This is a genomic window from Deltaproteobacteria bacterium, assembly GCA_016178705.1.
GTDB lineage: Bacteria > Desulfobacterota > Binatia > HRBIN30 > JACQVA1 > JACOST01.
On the sequence record JACOST010000028.1, the window covers coordinates 471,940 to 489,946 of the forward strand.

Sequence of the window (18,007 nt, forward strand, 5' to 3'; positions counted from 1 at the left end):
GACAAGGCCTCATTCTTGGACATGACCGGTGGGTACGTTTTCGGCGGGGGAACGATTATCGGGACGGAAGACGGCGGTGCAACCTGGCGCTTGGTCTTGGATCTCCCGGGTGGCGCGTCCGACAAGGCGATCGGTGTAGAGGCGCTCTACGCGGCGGATTCTCAGAAGCTCTGGGTGTTGACGACTCGCGGCACACTCTATCGTTCCAACGACGGGGGACGCAGGTTTGATGTGTCGAGGCCAACGTATTCTGGTACGGGTCGCCTGCGCGGCCAACCCGACAGCCTAGATGTGTGTGGCAGCCTCCAGTTTGTAACTGATGAGCTCGGATGGGCCGCGTGTACAAGTCTGGTGAAGACCACCGACGGCGGCACGACGTGGTCCGCAATGTCTCTAGCGCCGGCACTCGGAAGTGTCGACGAGATGTGGATGTTCGATGCGAACGAGGGGATTGGGATCACGAGTACTAACTTACCGAAGGGTGCGGCGCGCACGACAGATGGCGGTACTACGTGGACGGCAGTGCCCAACGCGCCCGCGATGTCGCACGTGAGCTGCACCAAAGGCGGATTCTGCGCGGGCCTGGGCCCTTATCACGACTTTTCAGTATTCGTCTCGCGCGATCACGGCGCGACGTGGCAGGACTTGAACCTACCATGGCTGCGGCCCGACCAAGACAATTTCAGCGCGATACAGGCGATCGATCCGAGTTCAGTTGCCGTAGTGGGTCGTGATGAGGGCGATAGCTACGCTCGGGATGTGAAACCTTACTTGGATGCTGGGCAGCCTGCGCCCCCGCCCGTCGCTCAAGAGCGTGGACTCTTGATGAAGTGGGATGGTGCAACATGGAAGCGCACCACCTACGACCAGCCGCGGCTAGTCACCGCGATGTACTTTGTCGATGCCCTGCATGGATGGTTGATCGGAGAGGCCACGTGCGAGCACGACCTCTTCGGGCCTGACCACAACTACAGCCTCTACAAGACGACGGACGGTGGCCAGACCTTGAGCTACGTAGCGAACTATTTCGAACAGATCGCGGCGCTCACGCCGAGCCCGACGCCATTCGTGATTCCAACACCTCCGACGCCGTGACCACGATGCTGATGAGGATTGAGATCATGAGATCATGAGATCATGAGAACTCGGCGACAGTCGGGAACGTTCGGAGTCCGGGAACGTGTGGGATCAGGCTTGAGTATTGACTTGTTGATGACGGCAATAGAGAGATGACGAACCACCGAACCCAAATCCACGCGATCTCAGGCTCTGAGGGCGCGAATGACCGCGGCCTCACGTTGTTGGTCGCGCGCGCTCGCGCAGCGCGCATGCAGCAGGCTGATCGGCGGCGGGTTGCGCTGCAAGCGGCGGCTGAGTTTGGTGACCCTCAACCCGCTCCAGGCGCCCAGCATCGCGCGCGCGGGAACCGGCGCGCGCTGACGCCCTGGGCGCCGATTGCCACCGCGGTGCTGGTCGCCGCCTGGTGCGTGCCGGCGCGCGCCCAAAGCCCTCACTACCTGCCCGATGATCTCCAGCGCTTCATGACGCAGGTCAGGTTCTTCGACGCGAATCACGGCTTTGTGTACGACAGCGGGCCCACGGGGACGGTGATCGCCACGGACGATGGGGGCGCCAACTGGCGGGTCATCTTGGACCCGCCCGCGAGTTACCCAGTGGACGGGATAGACGGGGTGTTTTTTTCCGACGCGCAACACCTGTGGATTCTTACCGGCCGCGGCCAAAAGCTGTATCGCAGCAAGGACGCGGGGCGCACCCTTGACATCGTCACGCCGGCGATTGTGAACCCCCGCACTGGCGGCAGCGATCGACTCAGCGGCTTCTTGTTCTTCCGCACGGAGACGGAAGGGTGGGTGAAACGAGGGATTTTCTTGAAGACGACCGACGCGGGCGCGACCTGGACGCCTGTCCTCGCGGCCAAGGGCGAGGCGCCGTTCAACCAATTCTGGATGTTCGATAGCCAAGAAGGCATCGGCGTCGGCGGAGAGAATCGTGGCTTTAACGGGCTTTACCGGACGCTCGATGGCGGCGTGACGTGGGCCCCGGTTCAGAACTCGCCACAGTTGCGAGACCTGAGTTGTCGCTCCGACGGGTTCTGTGTTGGGCTGGCGTCGCAGTACGGCTCGGTTTTCGTGTCCCGTGACCGAGGACAGACGTGGCTGGATACGCACATTCCGCTCCAAGGAGACGCGCAGGACGAGATCCACGAGGTCCAGGCTGCAGGCTCGAACTTGGTCGTGGCAGCCGGTACCGACAATGGGTTCACGCGATCGTGGTTACGGAGCTACGACGGGACGGGCACGCCGGTACCTGAACCCCAACCACCGCGGGCTCTTCTCCTAAAATGGGACGGTTCGACCTGGGCGCGCATCAGCTACGACACTCCGAAGAACCTATCCGGCGTGTCCTTCACGGACGCGACCAACGGCTGGGTGACGACCTACGACGAGGGACTCTACAAGACCACCGATGGGGGGCAGACGCTGCAGTTCGTGCCTGACTACTTTCGCCAAATCGCGGCCCGGACACCGTCCCCGACGCCCTTTCCTACGGCGCCGTGGATGGCGAAATGAGAGGCGCCTGACGATGAAATCCCTTGCAAGCGTTAGGAGAGACGATTCAGGCGTTTGAGAATCACCGATGAAGGCAGCCAAGACACATAGCGCGCAGATGGTAGCCGCGATCGCGTTGATCGCGTGGTTGCCGTCCGCATCGTTCGCGCAGTCGGTGCTGGCTTCGGGCGAACTGAAGATCATCGGCGCTCAACTGCAGGTCTCACCCGCGACGCAAACCGTCCCGAAGAATCAAGCGAGTGGATTGCTCACGAGGTTGGTCGATCCGGCGAATCCGGACGCGGCCGTCAGTGATCCGGCGCTGGACGGGTTGGTTGTCAAGGGTGAGCTATCCGGCCCAGGCATCGGATCGCAGGCGGAGACGCCTGCGCCAATCGGGACAGTGACATTGAGCACAATCCCCGGACAGATTCTTCGGATCCCGCCGCTGCTCACTGTCGGCAACTACGTCGTCGACAACCTCCGGCTGGAAGATGAGCATGGGAACTTCGTCATGCCGGCAGATGCCGCCGTGGCGACGATCAACGTCGTCGATAAGATCATCGTCACCTCCGTCTCTTCGCGGCCGTTGTCGTTGGATGAGATTCAGGACCGCGGCATCGTCATCGACTCCTCGAACTTCACCGCCTTCGAGTTCACCTTCGGCGTCGGCACCGAGTCGAATCCGGTCCCGATCAATTTGGATGTCGCGTTCGGGAAAGATCCGGCCGCGCCCGATGACCCGACTACGGGCTTCTCTTTCCCGCCGACGCTGCCGCAGCTCCAGGTGCCGAACCTCGAAGTGAAAGGTCTCTTGCTGGAAACGCCGAACGACTTCGACGAGCCCGTCGCAATCCCGCCGATCCCGGCAGTGATCGTCATCCCAGGGAACATCGCCTTCCTCAATCAGTTCTTCCAAGTCATCGTGCTGGTCTCCAACGTCGCGCCGCCCGGCAGCCATCTGGTGGTGACTTCGGCGACAGCGAAGCTCGTCCTGCCGGTGGGCAATGATGGGGTGCCGGGTTCGAATGACGATCCACTGGGCTTTGCGCGAACGGGGAGCCCTCACCCTAGCCCTCTCTCAGGGGGCGAGGGGACAACCGGAATTCGGAATACGACAGACGGGAAGCCGGATTTCGGACCTGGCCAAGACGCGAACGGCGAGTTCATCGTCGAAGGTCGACATGAAGGCACGCACCGCCTTGAAGTCACCATCAATGCGCAACTGCTCGGTTTGCCGATCGGCCCGGTGCCGCTGACGGGCAAGGCCGTCGGTACGGTGCTGGTGCGCAATCCGAAGTTCGCCCTCACCTTCAATCACCCTAGCGTCGTGCGCGCGGGTGAGACCTACTCGCTGTTCGTCACTATCCATAACACAGGCGACGCCGACGCGAACTGCGTGATGATGTCGCTCGACCCGAAGGACATCAGCGGCGCGACCTTAGTGCAGTCGGCAGTAGGCAGTGGGCAGTCGGCAGGCGGAGCGTGCGGACCAGGAACCACAAACCCGGGACCGGGGACGGTCGTTGTCCCGACGATCAAACGCAATGACGCGGGCAGCGTCGAGTTCAAACTGATCGCACGCAAGAACGGGCAGGTGACCGCCACCGGCTTTGCGGGCGAAGGCGGACTGAGCGCATCGTTCGTCCTGCGCACTGGCATCGGCGACCGCGGGATTCCGCTGTCGCCCGAGTCGCTGGTGCTGCCGTCGTACGTGAACGCGCTGCCGCCGGCGTTTTTCCAGAGCGCCATGCGCGTGCTCGGCCTCGCGCACAGCGTCGCCACCGCGCCGGTGGGCGCGCCGATCGGGATCAGCACGCGTATCGATCGCGCGGTAGTTGAGCAGCGCGCGCAGCAACTCACCGAGGCCGGGCTGCGCATCCGCATCGGTGAGCCGAACGTCACCTCGGTCGGCGATGTCTTCCTGGATTGGCTCTCCAATTGCGGAGTGCGGAATGCGGATTGCGGAATAGATGTCGGATTCGATGAGGTGATGCGAACGACGTACGCGGGGAATGATCTGGAGGTCGCCTGGGGCGCGGTCATAGATGCGCAGGCAGGGACGCCTGCGGCCACCGCGATTGAGTTTCAGCGAGAGTTTGCGGACGCGGAGAAGTATCGGCCGACGTTTGTCTCGGTGGCGGTCGAGGGTGACGCCACGATCAGCATCGCCGACGAGCACGGAAGACGGGCCTCCGGAGTAAGGGCGACGCATGCGTCGCCCGTCCGCGAGATCCCCAGCGCCGCACTGCTCGGATTGTCGGGCGGACAATTCGCGGTGATCGGGCGCAGCGATTCGAGCGCGTTTTACGACGTGACGATCACCGCGCCGAACGCGGGCGGGGCGCTACCGGGCACCGACATCGCCATCGTTCTGCCCGGTGCCGGTGGGACGTTCCGGCAGTTGCTGTACTCGAACGTTGCGCTCGCAGCGGGCGAGACGGCGACGCTGCACGTTGTGCCCGGCGCCGCCGCTCCGCCACTGCTCCAATTGCCAAACAACCAGCAAGTGGAACTCAACAACCTGTACGCCTTCGATCTTAGCGCGGGGCCGCGCATCGAGGGCGTACGGCAAATCCCCGAGTCCGATCCGCTCATGCGCGGCCGCGTGATCGCGGTGCTGTTCAATGAGGAGATCGATCCCGACTCGCTGCGCGACGCCAGCGTCGCGCTCGCGTACAGCCCTGACCCTCTCCCGGGGGGAGAGAGAATCCAGAGCGGCCCGACCGGCAACCGGTTGAAGCGGACCAAGCTGTTGCCGCGCCGCCGCATCGCGCTGCTTAACTTCAACTCGTCGGTGTCGCGCTTCTTCAACTACCAACTGACGGTCGGCGGCGTGAAAGATCCGGACGGACACTCGCTCGATTGCGGATCGGGGATGGCGGATTGCACGCGGCCTATCGTTGCGGATTTCCCCGAGCCCGACGGCGGCATCGTCTCGGGCTTCGTGCGCAACGGCAGCGGCGAACCGATAGCCTTTGCCCCGGTCGAACTGCGCGAGAAATTCATCGACGATCTCACCGGCCTCGACATCGAGATCGTCACCGCCCAGACCGCCACCGACGCCGGCGGGCACTACCGCTTCGATTTCGTTGGCGTCGACGACGTCGGTCCGTTCAGAGTCATCGCGCAGGACCCCGACACCGGTCAGCGTGCACAGCGCTTCGCTCGCATCTTCCAGGACGGCGAGCAGCGCCGCATCGATCTGCTCATGCTCGGGCTCGGCCGCGTCACCGGCAGCGTGATCGACGCGACCACGCGGCTGCCTGTGCCTAACGCCGCTGTCACCGTCACCAGCCACACTGATGAGAGCCACGTGACGGTCAGGGCCGATGCCGATGGGCGGTTCACCGCCAACAACATCGCGGTCGGCAACGTGCTCGTCGAAGCATCAATCAAGGACGACACCACGCTGGCCGTGCGCAGTGGATCGGTGGCAGCGCGCTTGGCCACCGCCGGCGCCACGGCCGAGGTCAGCGTGCTGCTCTTCAGTGACACGGGCATCGTCGAAGGAACCGTTTACGAGACGGCTATCAGCGATACGCCATCAGCCATCAGCGATCTGCACCCCGTGGGCGCAGGGGTCCTCGTCGCGGTTCTCAATGACGTGGCGGGGTTCGGGACCGAGGCGCGCACGGATCGCGCGGGCCACTTCCGCTTGCTCGGCGTGCCGCCGGGCGCGGTGCAGGTGCGGGCGCTACGCGACGAGACCGCGGAAGAGGTCACCATCAACACCACCGTCGTCGCCGGTCAGACGACGCCGGCGAACCTCATCCTCGCCGGCACCAGCACCGTGGTCGGCCGCGTCGTATTCGCCAACGGCGCGCCGGCGCCGAACGCACAAGTGGTCGGCGGCACGACGTTGGTGCGCGCCGACGCCAACGGCAACTTCACGATTACGCGCATCGGCACCGGCCATCAGCAACTCCGCGCCGCTGATGACGCCAGCGGCGCCGAAGGCTTCGTCGAGATCGACGTGAGCGCACCCGGGGTGACGGTGCCGGTGGTCATCACGCTCGAAGGCCGCGGCACGATTCGCGGCACGCTCAGCGACGCAACCGGCGCCGTCTTACGCGGCGTCGACGTGTTTCTGTGGTTTGGCGCCGGCGGGTTCCTGCGCACCGCCACGGACAGCAGTGGAGCGTTCCGCTTTGCCGCCTTGCCGCTGCGCAGTGATTACGCGCTGCGCGCCACCAATGGGCACGATGGCGTCGAACAGCCCGCACGTCTCGACGTACCGGGTCAGATCCTGGTGCAGAACCTCCAGTTCCGCGGGCTCGTGACGATCACCGGCGTGGTGCTCGATCCCGATGGCTTCTCGCCACGTACGGCGCAGCTCGTCGTGACCGCAAACGCCTTCGACGGCTACGGGCGTCTGCAGGAAAAGAAGACGACCATCGCCAGTGATCGACTTGTCGGCGCGACGAGTTGTTCCGCGCAGTGCGCCGGTGGCGGCACCAATTGCACCGGCCGCTTCACGATCCAGATTCCCGTCGGGGTCCCGTATCGCGTCGAAGCGTTGAGCCCATTCAACGGCGAGCCCGCCGCGGTGAGCGGCAAGCTCGACACCGCCGGCGCGGTGACCGAGCACTGTCTGGTGCTCGGCCAGAGCGGCGTCGTGCGCGGGCGCGTGTTCCTCGCCAACGGCGAGCCTGCCGCCGACGGCATCGAGGTGCACTACGCCGAGGCGCGCGCGTTCGGCAATCCGAACGATCGCAGCACGCTCACAGACAACACGGGCGGGTTCGAGTTCGACCTGTTGCCGCCGCGCGCGTTCGTCATCAGCGCGCGTGATCCGCGCACCGGCAACCGCGGCGTCGTGCGCGGCAGCGTCCTGACCGGCGACCAGACGGTGGTCGACGTCAACCTGCTCGGCCAGGGCAGCGTCACCGTCCACGTCGTCGACGGCGCCGGCCATCCGGTGCCCAACGCGCGCGTGCAGTTGGTCAGCGGCTCGCCGGTCGCGTTCCTGCTCCCGCTGTTCTCGACGTTGATCACCGATAGCACCGGCACGGTTGACTACGCCGCGGTTCCGGAAGGCGAGTTTTCGGTAACCGCCCAAGACCCGGCGTCGTTGACCGGCGGGCGTTCCGGCGGCGCGATCGTCGAGGACCTCGGTCGTGCGGAGATCACGGTGACCGTTGGTGCCTTCGGGACCGTAACCGGCAATCTCTTTGACGCCACCGGCACGGCCAAGATCCCATTCGCGCAAGTGCGCTTGGTGCAGAGCGGCCGTCCGGGCGCCTACGCGACCAGCGACGGTGACGGAGCGTACACCTTCGAGTTCGTCCCGCTCGGTAGCTTCTCACTCGAGTTCCTCGACCCGCGTACCGGGCGCATCGGCCGCGGCGCCGGCACGATGAACTTCGCGACCGAGGTCGTGACCGTCGATCTCTTCCTGCTGCCAGTCGGCAGCGTTACGGGCACGGTCGCGCGGCCGGCGGGCAATGCTGTGGCGGGTGTCAAGGTCGAGTTGACCTCATCGCTGCTCGTGCGCCCCGAGGGGCTCAGTCGCGATGTCTCGTTCTTCGGCCCGGGCAAGCTGACGACGACCAGCAATCTTGATGGTGGCTACGCGATCGGCGGGGTATCGCAAGGCGATTTCACTGTGCGTGCGACCGATGGCGTCAGCGGCGCAACCGGCAGTGCCGCGAATCACATCACCGCCGAAGGTGAAACGGTGTCGCTCAACATCGTACTCGCGGGGCGCGGTCGTGTTGTCGGCACCCTGCACCTCGCCGACGGCGTCACCTCAGTCGGCTTCGCGAGTGTCTTGCTCGAGAGCGGGACGACCCGCTTCAACGTCCAAGCGGACGCCAACGGCCGCTACGTCTTTCCCAGCGTGCCGGTGGATGCGTTCACGGTCACCGCGCGCGAGCAGGGCGGCGACGACGGCGGCAGGCAAGCGGGACTCGTGACGACTGATCTGCAAGAAGTTGTCGTCGATATCCGTTTCGTCGGTACTGGAACGATCCGTGGTCGCGTCGTCGATGCATTCGGCAGTCCGCTAGCGACGACGGCGGCGCTGACCTTGGCGCGAAGGAGTGGGCAGTCGGCAGTCGGCAGTGGGCAGCTGGAATTTCTGCAGACGACGTTCAGCGGATTCAGCGACGCGATCGGGCACTTCGTTTTCAGCGACATTCCGTCGGGCAGTTTTACGATTACCGCGTCGTTGATCGGCAGCGGGCTGGCGGGCAACGCCAGTGGCATGCTGATCGCCGACGGCGAGGTCATCGACAACGTTGAGATCCTCATCGAGCCGGCCGGCGCGGTCACCGGCTCGGTATTCCTGAGTGACGGCGTACACGCCGCCGCCAACGCCGTGCTCACCTTGACCGGTACCAGCGATCGCACCGGCAAGAGCTTCAGCGCCTATGCGCTCAGCAACAGCAGCGGCGCGTACATGTTCGACAACTTGCCGCTCGGCGCGTTCTCCATCAGCGCGTTCGATTCCGTGACGCGTGGGGTCGGCAACATCGGCGGGCAGCTCAGCAGCGCCGGCATGACGACGGTGCTTCCGACCATCGTGCTCGATGAAACGGTGCCAGCCGTGGTGGGCGTGTCGCCCGCAAACGCGGCCACCGGCGTTGCGCTCAGCGCGCCGCTGGTCGTCACCTTCTCGGATCAGATCAACGCCGCCACCATCACGTCGAGCAGCATTGTCGTTCGCGCCGGTACCACGGTGCTGGCGGGATCGTTGAGTGTCAACGCGGCACGCACGCAGGTGATCTTTGCACGCGCGTCGGGCTGGCCGGAATTTACGACGGTATCGCTCGAAGTGAATCAAAACGTCCGCGACGATTTCGGCCGCGCGATCCCCGCGGTGTTTCGGTCGAACTTCCAGACCGCGGACGTCACGCCGCCGCGCGTGCTGACCGGCAATCTCGTACAAGGGCAGTTCGTCGTGCAGTGGAGCGAAGCCGTCGCGACCGGGTGGGGCACGATCACGATGCTCGATACCGCGACCAGCGCAATGGTGAGCGGCTCGTTGTCGTACAGCAACGGCAACCGGACCGTGATCTTCAAACCCGACGTGCTGCTGCCCGACGATCACGTCTTTCAAGCGAGCGTCGGTGGCTGGCGCGATCCGGCCAACAATGTGCAGGCGACGGCGTTCAGCGCGACGGTCTCGACATCCGATCACGTTGGTCCGACGATCGCATTGAGCAGCAACGTCGCCGCCAACTTGGCCATCGTCGGTGAGACGGTGACGATCACGGCGACCCCAGCGGCCGACAGCGGCGACACGGCGTTCGTCGATTTCTACCTCGGCGGTGTGCGCGTGTCGTCCGACAATGCGCCGCCGTTCATGCACAGCTTCGTCGCGACGACCGACACCACGGTGAGCGCGATCGCCGCCGACTTCTCCGGCAATCGCGGCGCGGCGGCGAGTATGAGCATCACTGTGACGAGCAACCAGGCGCCGACTGTGCAACTTACGGCGCCGGCGACCGGCGGCAGCATCGGCACAGGTCGCACACTGACGGTGACGGCGCTAGCGCACGACGATCTGGCGCTCGCCGATGTACAACTCGATGTGCGCGGCACGCAACTCAGTTCGACGCAGGTCGCGCATTTCGCGGCGGGCATCACCACAGCGACTACCACGTTCAACGTGGCAATCCCGACGGCGGCGCAACCCGACAGCGCGCTCGCTTTGACGGTCACAGCGCATGACACGCGCGGCGTCGCAAGCGCGCCGAGCACCGTGACGGTACACATCGTCGACGCGACCGCACCGACGGCGAAGATCACATCACTGCTCGGCAACTTCACCGTCGATCCGGGCATCACGATTCCAGTGACGATCCAGGCCGACGATGCCGTCGGCGTAACCCTCATTCGCCTTCGCACAGAAGGCGGCGTGGTGATGTCGGAACAGGCGGTCGTATCGCCAGCGTTGACGACAACGAACACGACCTTCAGCTTGGCCATCCCCGCGAACGCGGCGCAGGCGAGCACGGTCACGCTGATTGCCGAAGCGCTCGACGCGGCCGGCAATGTGGGCGCGGCACCGCGCATCACGCTGACCGTGCGCGACGCGACGGCGCCGACAATCACGATTCTCGCGCCGATCGCGGGCGTGGAAAAGATCGCCGGCGGTGCGGTGCCGGTGAACGCGCAGGCGTTCGACAACGGCAGCGTCAAGGAAGTGAACTTCTACGTCGACGGACACCTCGCGGCCACCGATCGCACGGCGGATGTGGGCAGCGTGTTCACGGCCAGCCTGATCGCGCCACGCAACGCGACCAACACAACGATCGGCGCTCAAGCTGTCGACGCGCAAGGCAACCTGTCCGACATGGCGACGGTTGCAATCACGTTGCGCGCCAACCAGAAGCCCCTGGCGGACGCGGGTGCGGACGGCAGCGTCATCACGAATGTGCGCGTCACTGCGAGTGGTGCGGCCTCGAGCGACCCGGACAGCCCGCAGTTCGTGCAACCGCTCGCCTATCGCTGGCGCTTCATCCAGAAGCCGACCGGCAGCGCCGCGCTCCTGTCGCCGGCGACGGCGCGCGACACGAGCTTCGTGCCCGATGTCGCGGGCGACTACGTGCTCGGATTGATCGTCAACGACGGCATCGACGACAGCAGCGAAGACACGGTGACGCTGTCCGCACTCGTCGCGACCCCGACCAACACCCCGACCATCACGCCGACGCCGACGGATACTGGGACACCAACCGCTACACCGACCGTGACGCCGACAAGGACACCATCGAATACGCCGACGATTACACCGACCCCGACCGACACCGGCACGCCGACGTTCACGCCGACTGTGACGCCGACGCGGACCGCGACGAACTCGCCCACCGCGACACGCACACCGACGAGTACGCCGACGATCACAGACACGCCGACGGTGACCCCGACGCCGACCGACACTGGAACACCAACTGCGACACCGACGATCACGCCGACCAGAACGCCGACCGGCACCCCCACCGAAACACGCACGCCGACGAACACGCCGACGTTCACCGATACGCCGACCGTGACGCCGACGCGGACGCCAACCAATACCGCTACCGCAACGCGAACATTCACAAGTACGCCGACATCAACACCAACGGCAACGGAGACACCGACCAACACCGCGACGCCCTCGGCGACGGCCACTGCGACGCCGGACGCCGTGCGCCGACGTCGATCTCGGGAGCGCGCCGCACGTCTCCTTCAACGGCTCGACGACTAGCGGGCACCACAGCGTCGTTGGATCATGCGGCGGCAGCGACCGCGAGGTGACCTTCCAATACACCGCCTCGGTGACTGGAACGTACCTCATCGACATGTCGGCGTCGTTCTACGGGACTGTTCTCTACGTGCGCGCGGGCGGATGCGCCGGCGCCGAGTTGGCGTGCGACTCGAACGGCGGGAACTACGTCAGCGAATCGCGCGTGACCGTGGCGCTGACGGAAGGGCAGAGCATCGTGATCGTTGCGGACGGTCTGAGCGGAAGCCGCGGCGCTTTCCATCTTGCGGTCGACCTACTCCCGCCGTGTCCGGATACGGATCTCGGCAGCGCGCTCCCGCTCTCGATCTCCGGCACCACCGCCGGTGCCGTGGATGGATTGCGCAGTAACCTGTGCGGATTCGGGCGCGGCCCGGAGCGCACCTTCCAGTACACCGCCCCAGTGACCGGCAACTACATCATCGATACCTACGGCTCATCGTATGACACGACGCTCTACGTCTACGACGGTGCGTGCGCGGGAACAGAACTGGCCTGCAACAATGACGCGCGCGGCGTTGACGCGCAGGTCACCGTACCGCTGACGACAGGTCAGAGCATCGCGATCGTCGTCGACAGCAGCTGGAACGGTGCGAGTGGGCCGTTCAATTTGAACATCCGTCTCGGTCCGGATTGCCCCGAAACCGATCTCGGTAGCACCGCGCCGGTGTCGGTCAGCGGCACTACCGTCGGTGGACCCAATGCGTTGGACGAGCGCTGCTACAACAGCGACATCGGCTATCCGCCGAATGAGGGTGCGCCGGAGCGTACCTTCCGCTTCACTGCGCCGGTGAGCGGGCAGTATCTGATCGACACCGCGGGCTCGTACACCGTCCTCTATGTCCGCGACGGGAGTTGCGGCGGCCCAACCCTCGCGTGTTCCACCGGACAGATTGTCATCGATCTCGTGGCCGGGCAGAGCATCGTCGTCGTCGTGGACGCCCCTGATGCGTACCCGATTGACTTCAACTTGCACATCACGCCGCCGGCGATCTGCCCCGACACGGATCTCGGCACTACGCTTCCCGTGGCGTCGAGCGACTCGTTGAGCGGCGCCGGCAACGGCGCTGGTGCGAGCTGCGGCGGGAGTTTTCAGCCCGAGCGTACGTTTACCTACACGGCGCCGGTGGCCGGCACCTACGTGATCGACACCTTCGGTTCCGTAGTCAACACCGTCCTGTCGATCCGCGATGGCTCCTGCAGCGGCAGTGAGCTGGCATGCAGTCAGTACGCGCTGGGGACGGGACAGTCCGAAGTCCAACTTGATCTCGCCGCCGGACAGAGCATCGTGATCGCTGTCGACGGCAACTACGCCGATGCCTTCAACTTGAACATCAATCTCGCCCCGTCGTGCCCCGAGACGGATTTGGGCAGCGCACTGCCGATGTCGATCAGCGGGACCGTTTTCGGTGCGGCCGATGCCACGAGTGGCAGTTGCGGTGGAACGAGCGCGCCGGAACGCACCTACCTCTATACCGCGCCGGTGGCAGGGACCTATCTGATCGACACCTACGGCTCGTCCTTCAGCCCGGTGCTCTACGTCCGCGACGCGTCCTGTGCGGGCGGCGAACTCGGATGCAATGCGGCGTACTACAGCGCCAGTCCGTCGGAAGTCCTAGTGACGCTCGATGCCGGGCAGCCCATTGTCATCGTGGTGGACAGCAATGCGTGGAGTGGCGGCCAATTCAACCTCAACATCAGTCTGGCCCCAACGTGCCCCGAATCCGACCTCGGAAATTCTGGCCGTGCAGCGGCGAGCGGGGCGACTGGGCGCGGCTTGAACGCGATGAGCGGCAGTTGTGGTGGTACCTACGCTCCGGAACGTTCCTTCATCTATACGGCGCCGGTGGCGGACACGTACGTCATCGATACGATGGGGTCGGAATTTGCCCCCGTGGTCTATGTTCGTGACGCGGCATGCGACGGAGCGGAGATCGCCTGCGACAGTTCCGGCCTCGGTATGTTGGTGCCGCTCGCCGCCGGCCAGAGCGTCGTCATCGTCGTCGATGGACAATATTCGAGCGGCGACTTCGTGTTGCACGTGACCGGGCGTTCGAGCGCGGTGACACACACGTGGGTGGGCGGTGATCAAGCGGCGCCCTCGGACTGGGGGACTGCCGACAACTGGGATCCGAACGGTGTGCCGGCGTTGGCCGATTCCGCCGTGATCCCGGCGGCGGTGGCGAATCAGCCGCAACTCAATGCCACTGCCGGGATCAGCGACCTCACCGTTGAAGCCGGCGCAACATTGGATACGCAATGGTCGAGCTTGGTGGCGCTGGGCAATGTCGACGCGAGCGGTGCGGTCGTCGGTTACGGCGGCGTGCGGATGATCGGCAGCAACGCCACGGTCCGCGGGACGGTGTGGTATCTGACGATCGATGGAATCGCGACGGCTGTCGGACCGCTGCCTGCAAGCCAGTCCATCCAAATCAACGGCAATCTCATCGTGAACGGCCAGCAGGTAACGACGCAGTACCTGTCGACCGGAGGACAGACGGGCGCGCTCACCATGCAGAACCCGGCGGATGCGGTGAGTGTGACCGTGAGTGCCTACTTCAGCGGGACGAACACCACCGGACTGCTGACCAACGGCGTGCTGTCTGTCGGCGGTTCCTTCACCTCCGGGAATCCGTTGTCTTTCGTCGCGTCCGGCAATCACCGGGTCGTGTTCAACGGGGCCTCGACGCAGTACGTCTATTTCTCGTATCCGGTCTCGTCGCACTTCCAGGATATTGAGTTGGCGAATTCAAGTGGGGCGATCAATCTGAACACGCAGGCGGTCGCGAACGGGATGCTGCGCGTTGCCGGCAGCATCCCGCAGACCCTCGCCGGCAGCCCGTACTACTGGCGGCCGTTCGATGTTGGTGGCGTTGACGTCGACGGCGCAGGTCTCGTCGTGGATCACCTGCAGTTGCGGATCTACCTGGGCCAGATTGTCGCGTTCGATAACGTGAAGTTCCAGAACTACCCGTCCAACGCGACACCGTTGGTGGTATCGCATCCCGGCGCGGCGAGCCCGTTTACGATTAACAATCTCGCCTTCCTCACGCCGACGAGTGCGAGCTACCTCAGCGTGACCGATACCGCGCCGGCGGATGGAAACGTGCTGACGCTCAACCTCGTGTGCTCGCAGCCGCTCGACGGATCGGCGCGGACGAGCACCAGCGGCGGCGCGGTGGTGCATTGGCTTCCGTGCGCTCCGGCGACCGCCGCGCCGACAGTGACACCCATCCCCAGCGACACGGCAACCGCAACCCCCACGATGCCGCCGGCCGATGTGATACCGACGCCGACGGCTACTGCTGGGCTCACGCCAAGTGCGACGGAACTTGAATCGCCGACGGCGACGCCGACTCCGACTGTGACGCCGACCCCGAGCGCCACGCCGACGCCGTAGCCGACGCGCCCACTAGAGAATTGGGACAGGACACCGCAGCACGCGCAGCTGCGCGCGAACAATGTCGTTCGCGCGGACGGCGGGCGAGATTGCTACTTCAAATCCTCCGCGATGGTGGCCAACTGTTCGAGGGCCGCCTCCAAGTCGTCGGTGATTTCCTGCGCGATGATCTCGGGTGCAGGCAGGTTCGCGGATTCTTCCAGCACGTCGTCCTTCGGCGCCGTTTTCTTCGATCCACCGCTTCGGGGTCAGAGTGAAGCTGTTCAGGTCGATCTGAATTCTAATCCCGTCGTTGAGCCGCTCCCAGTCCTGCGACGCTCCGGGGACGAGACAACTCGATCTGTGGCAATGGGTGTCGGGTGACATGGACGATCTGTAGTCCCTCACGCCGCCCACGACTCCGACAACATCTCCGCCCGATCGTCTGCGTGGTGCCAATTCGGCCGCAGCGCTGCGATCTCACGATACAGCTCGACGCAGATGCGGCGGCTCATACCCCATTCGCTTATGGCATCTAAACCGGCGCTTCGCCGGCGATGGTGGTGCGGTACATCTCGCGTCGGTAGCCGTTGTGGTCGTTGAACGCCTGATGCAGACAGAGGCGGTTGTCCCACATCGTCAACGTCTTGGGCGCCCAGCGCAGGCGACAGGTGAGGGCGGGTTGCGTGATGTGCTCGCCGAGAAAGCGCAGGAGCGGTTCCGCCTCCGCCTCGGTCATGCCGTCAATGCCCACCGCATAGGTCTGATCGCAGTAGAGCGCTTTCTCCCCCGTCACCGGGTGAGTCCGCGCCAGCGGATGCGCGCTACCTTCCACCTTTCTCTTGATCTCTTCGTCGAGCTGCCTCGCGTGCCGCGATGCCGCCAGCCGGCCCAGCGGGCTGTCGTCGGGTTCCATCACCGATTGCGCCGCCGCCAGCACGTCACGCATCGACATGCGGACTTTGAGCGGGGCGATCATTGCCTTCATGGTGTCGCTCAAGAGCGCGTATGCCAACGCCGAGTTGGCCCACATCGTGTCACCGCCGAAGGGCGGAATATCGACCCCGTACAACATACTGATCGCCGGCGGCCGGGCGAGAAACGGCGAGTCCGTATGCCAGCCCGAGCCGAAGATCATGGCCACGCGGGCGTCGGCTTCCTTGATCACGGGTTGGACGTTGACGTGGCCTTCCACGCCCTTGGTGTAAGCATCCTCGGCGAAGTCGCCGAACCTCAGGCTGAACGCTTCCTGATCCGCGTGAGTGATGTCCTGGTCGCGAAAGTAGATCATCTTGTGCCGGAACAAGGCGTGCCGGATCTCCGCGAACTGCGCATCCGTTAGATTGCTGATCCGCACCCCTTGAATTTCCGCGCCCATCGCCGCAGCCAGCGGCACGGCCCGAATGTGAGCGTAGTCCTTGGCCAGATTGTCAAACAGGCCCGCAGAATGAAGTTTCACGACAGTTCCGCCCGAGTGTGATGAGGCACGTACTGTTGGTAACCGCAGTTGAGCTCAACCTTCGACCTCGGCGCGTAGCTCTTCTGGAGAGTAGTCGAGGACGGGGACTCCCACCTCTCCGAGGAGTTCCACGAACGCCACCTGCGAGTGCCCGGCTGACTTCGCAGCCTGCCCCAACGACAGCCGGCCCGTCTCGAAGAGTTTGGCCATCAGCAACAGGCGCGCTTCCTCGACTGGACGCTCCGCTGGTAACTGGATTCGCAATTCGCTCATGCTGCCCTCCCTTGCTTTCGGCTAGCTTACCTTATCACTCGCTGTCCACCATGTGCCACTCGCTCTTCACGCGCGTTTCACACCGGCAGGAACACCTCACGCCGCCCACGACTCCGACAACACCTCCGCCTGTTCCAGCACGATTTCCGTTGCCTTCACCTGCTTGTCGGGTGGGTAGCGGTGTTTGCGGAGAATGCGCTTCACCAGCACCCGCAGTTGCGCGCGGACGTTTTCGCTTACGGTCCAGTCGATGGTGACGTTGGCGCGAACGGTCGCGACGAGTTCGCGTGCGATGTCGCGCAGCGTCTCGTCGACAGTACATCGTGTGCAAGCTCGGCGCGACGAAGCCGGTGAGCCACATGTCTCGCCGATCACGATCTGGAACGGGACCACACTATCCTTGAAGCGGTTCGCCAGCTTGCCTCTACAGCTTCCCCTCTTCCAAAAAGCTAAAGTATCCGCTCCTGTTGAAGATGATGTGGTCCAGCAGCTCGATGGCCACGATTTCACCCGCCGCTTTGAGCTGGGCGGTGATGTTGACGTCGCTTTGCGACGGCGCAAGACCACCACTGGGGTGATTGTGGGCGACGATGACAGCCGAAGCCCGGTCGGAGAGTGCATCCGCGAAGACTTCTCGCGGATGCACCGGGCTCCGGTCTATCAAACCGATGGACACGACCCGGATGTTCAGGATCTCATTTGCGCCGTTGATGCTGGCGCACAAGAAATGCTCCTGCTTCCGGTCGGCATAGTGCCGGATGTGAGGCAGCAGATCCGCCGGAGTTACGATCTTCGCGCCCTCCGGCTTGATGCGGCGGCGGGCGAACTCGATCGCCGCGAGAATCAGGGTGGCCTTCGCGTCGCCCACGCCTTCGAACTGCGTCAGGTCTTCGGCCTTCACTTCCAGCCCCTTCTCGTCAATGAGCCGCGCCAGCTTCCCGGCGAGGGTCATGACATCCATCCCTGGCGTGCCTTTCCCAAGCAGAACCGCCAGCAGTTCCCGATCGCTCAAGGCAGCCGCGCCTTTCCGGAGCAGCTTCTCGCGCGGCCGGTCGGCTTCGGGCATTTGGTGAATGGTCTTGCTCATAGCC

Annotated in this window: 7 protein-coding genes and 1 pseudogene; 4 read left to right on the top strand and 4 right to left on the bottom strand. The window is 64.6% G+C overall.

The features are described 5' to 3' along the window. Nucleotides 1-21 precede the first annotated feature (21 nt). The 4 genes from HYR72_19145 to HYR72_19160 all read left to right on the top strand — a co-directional run bounded on the left by HYR72_19145 (nucleotide 22) and on the right by HYR72_19160 (nucleotide 15,205). The gene (locus HYR72_19145; protein MBI1817097.1) at nucleotides 22-1,095 is read left to right on the top strand and encodes a hypothetical protein; all 1,074 of its coding nucleotides are present in this window, start codon (nucleotides 22-24) and stop codon (nucleotides 1,093-1,095) included. A 233-nt stretch (nucleotides 1,096-1,328) separates the two neighbouring features. After that, a complete protein-coding gene (locus HYR72_19150; protein ID MBI1817098.1) occupies nucleotides 1,329-2,591 on the top strand; it encodes a hypothetical protein in 1,263 nt (420 codons plus the stop codon). 67 nt (nucleotides 2,592-2,658) lie between these two features. Next, nucleotides 2,659-11,769 (top strand): Ig-like domain-containing protein, encoded by a 9,111-nt coding sequence (locus HYR72_19155; protein ID MBI1817099.1) that lies wholly within the window; start codon nucleotides 2,659-2,661, stop codon nucleotides 11,767-11,769. Between the two features lie 46 nt (nucleotides 11,770-11,815). Continuing rightward, on the top strand, nucleotides 11,816-15,205 hold the full coding sequence (locus tag HYR72_19160; GenBank protein ID MBI1817100.1) for a hypothetical protein: 3,390 nt from the start codon (nucleotides 11,816-11,818) through the stop codon (nucleotides 15,203-15,205). A 514-nt stretch (nucleotides 15,206-15,719) separates the two neighbouring features. Here the strand turns inward: HYR72_19160 and HYR72_19165 are convergent. From HYR72_19165 to radC, 4 genes and pseudogenes are all read right to left on the bottom strand, one after another. Next, complete coding sequence (locus tag HYR72_19165) at nucleotides 15,720-16,643, bottom strand: TauD/TfdA family dioxygenase (GenBank protein MBI1817101.1); 924 nt, start codon at nucleotides 16,641-16,643, stop codon at nucleotides 15,720-15,722. A 54-nt stretch (nucleotides 16,644-16,697) separates the two neighbouring features. Continuing rightward, nucleotides 16,698-16,916 carry a UPF0175 family protein gene (locus tag HYR72_19170; GenBank protein ID MBI1817102.1) on the bottom strand — a complete coding sequence of 73 codons (219 nt, stop codon included), beginning with the start codon at nucleotides 16,914-16,916 and terminating at the stop codon, nucleotides 16,698-16,700. 96 nt (nucleotides 16,917-17,012) lie between these two features. Beyond that, nucleotides 17,013-17,228: pseudogene (locus HYR72_19175) on the bottom strand (DUF3387 domain-containing protein). Between the two features lie 112 nt (nucleotides 17,229-17,340). Further along, nucleotides 17,341-18,003: a DNA repair protein RadC gene (gene radC / locus HYR72_19180; protein MBI1817103.1), complete on the bottom strand. Its 663-nt coding sequence runs from the start codon at nucleotides 18,001-18,003 to the stop codon at nucleotides 17,341-17,343. Nucleotides 18,004-18,007 lie beyond the last annotated feature (4 nt).

Bases quoted from the DNA above. Each gene is read 5' to 3' on its own strand.
- HYR72_19145 (MBI1817097.1), top strand. From the start codon at position 22: ATGACCGGTGGGTACGTTTTCGGCGGGGGAACGATTATCGGGACGGAA.
- HYR72_19150 (MBI1817098.1), top strand. From the start codon at position 1,329: ATGCAGCAGGCTGATCGGCGGCGGGTTGCGCTGCAAGCGGCGGCTGAG.
- HYR72_19155 (MBI1817099.1), top strand. From the start codon at position 2,659: ATGAAGGCAGCCAAGACACATAGCGCGCAGATGGTAGCCGCGATCGCG.
- HYR72_19170 (MBI1817102.1), bottom strand. From the start codon at position 16,916: ATGAGCGAATTGCGAATCCAGTTACCAGCGGAGCGTCCAGTCGAGGAA.
- radC (MBI1817103.1), bottom strand. From the start codon at position 18,003: ATGAGCAAGACCATTCACCAAATGCCCGAAGCCGACCGGCCGCGCGAG.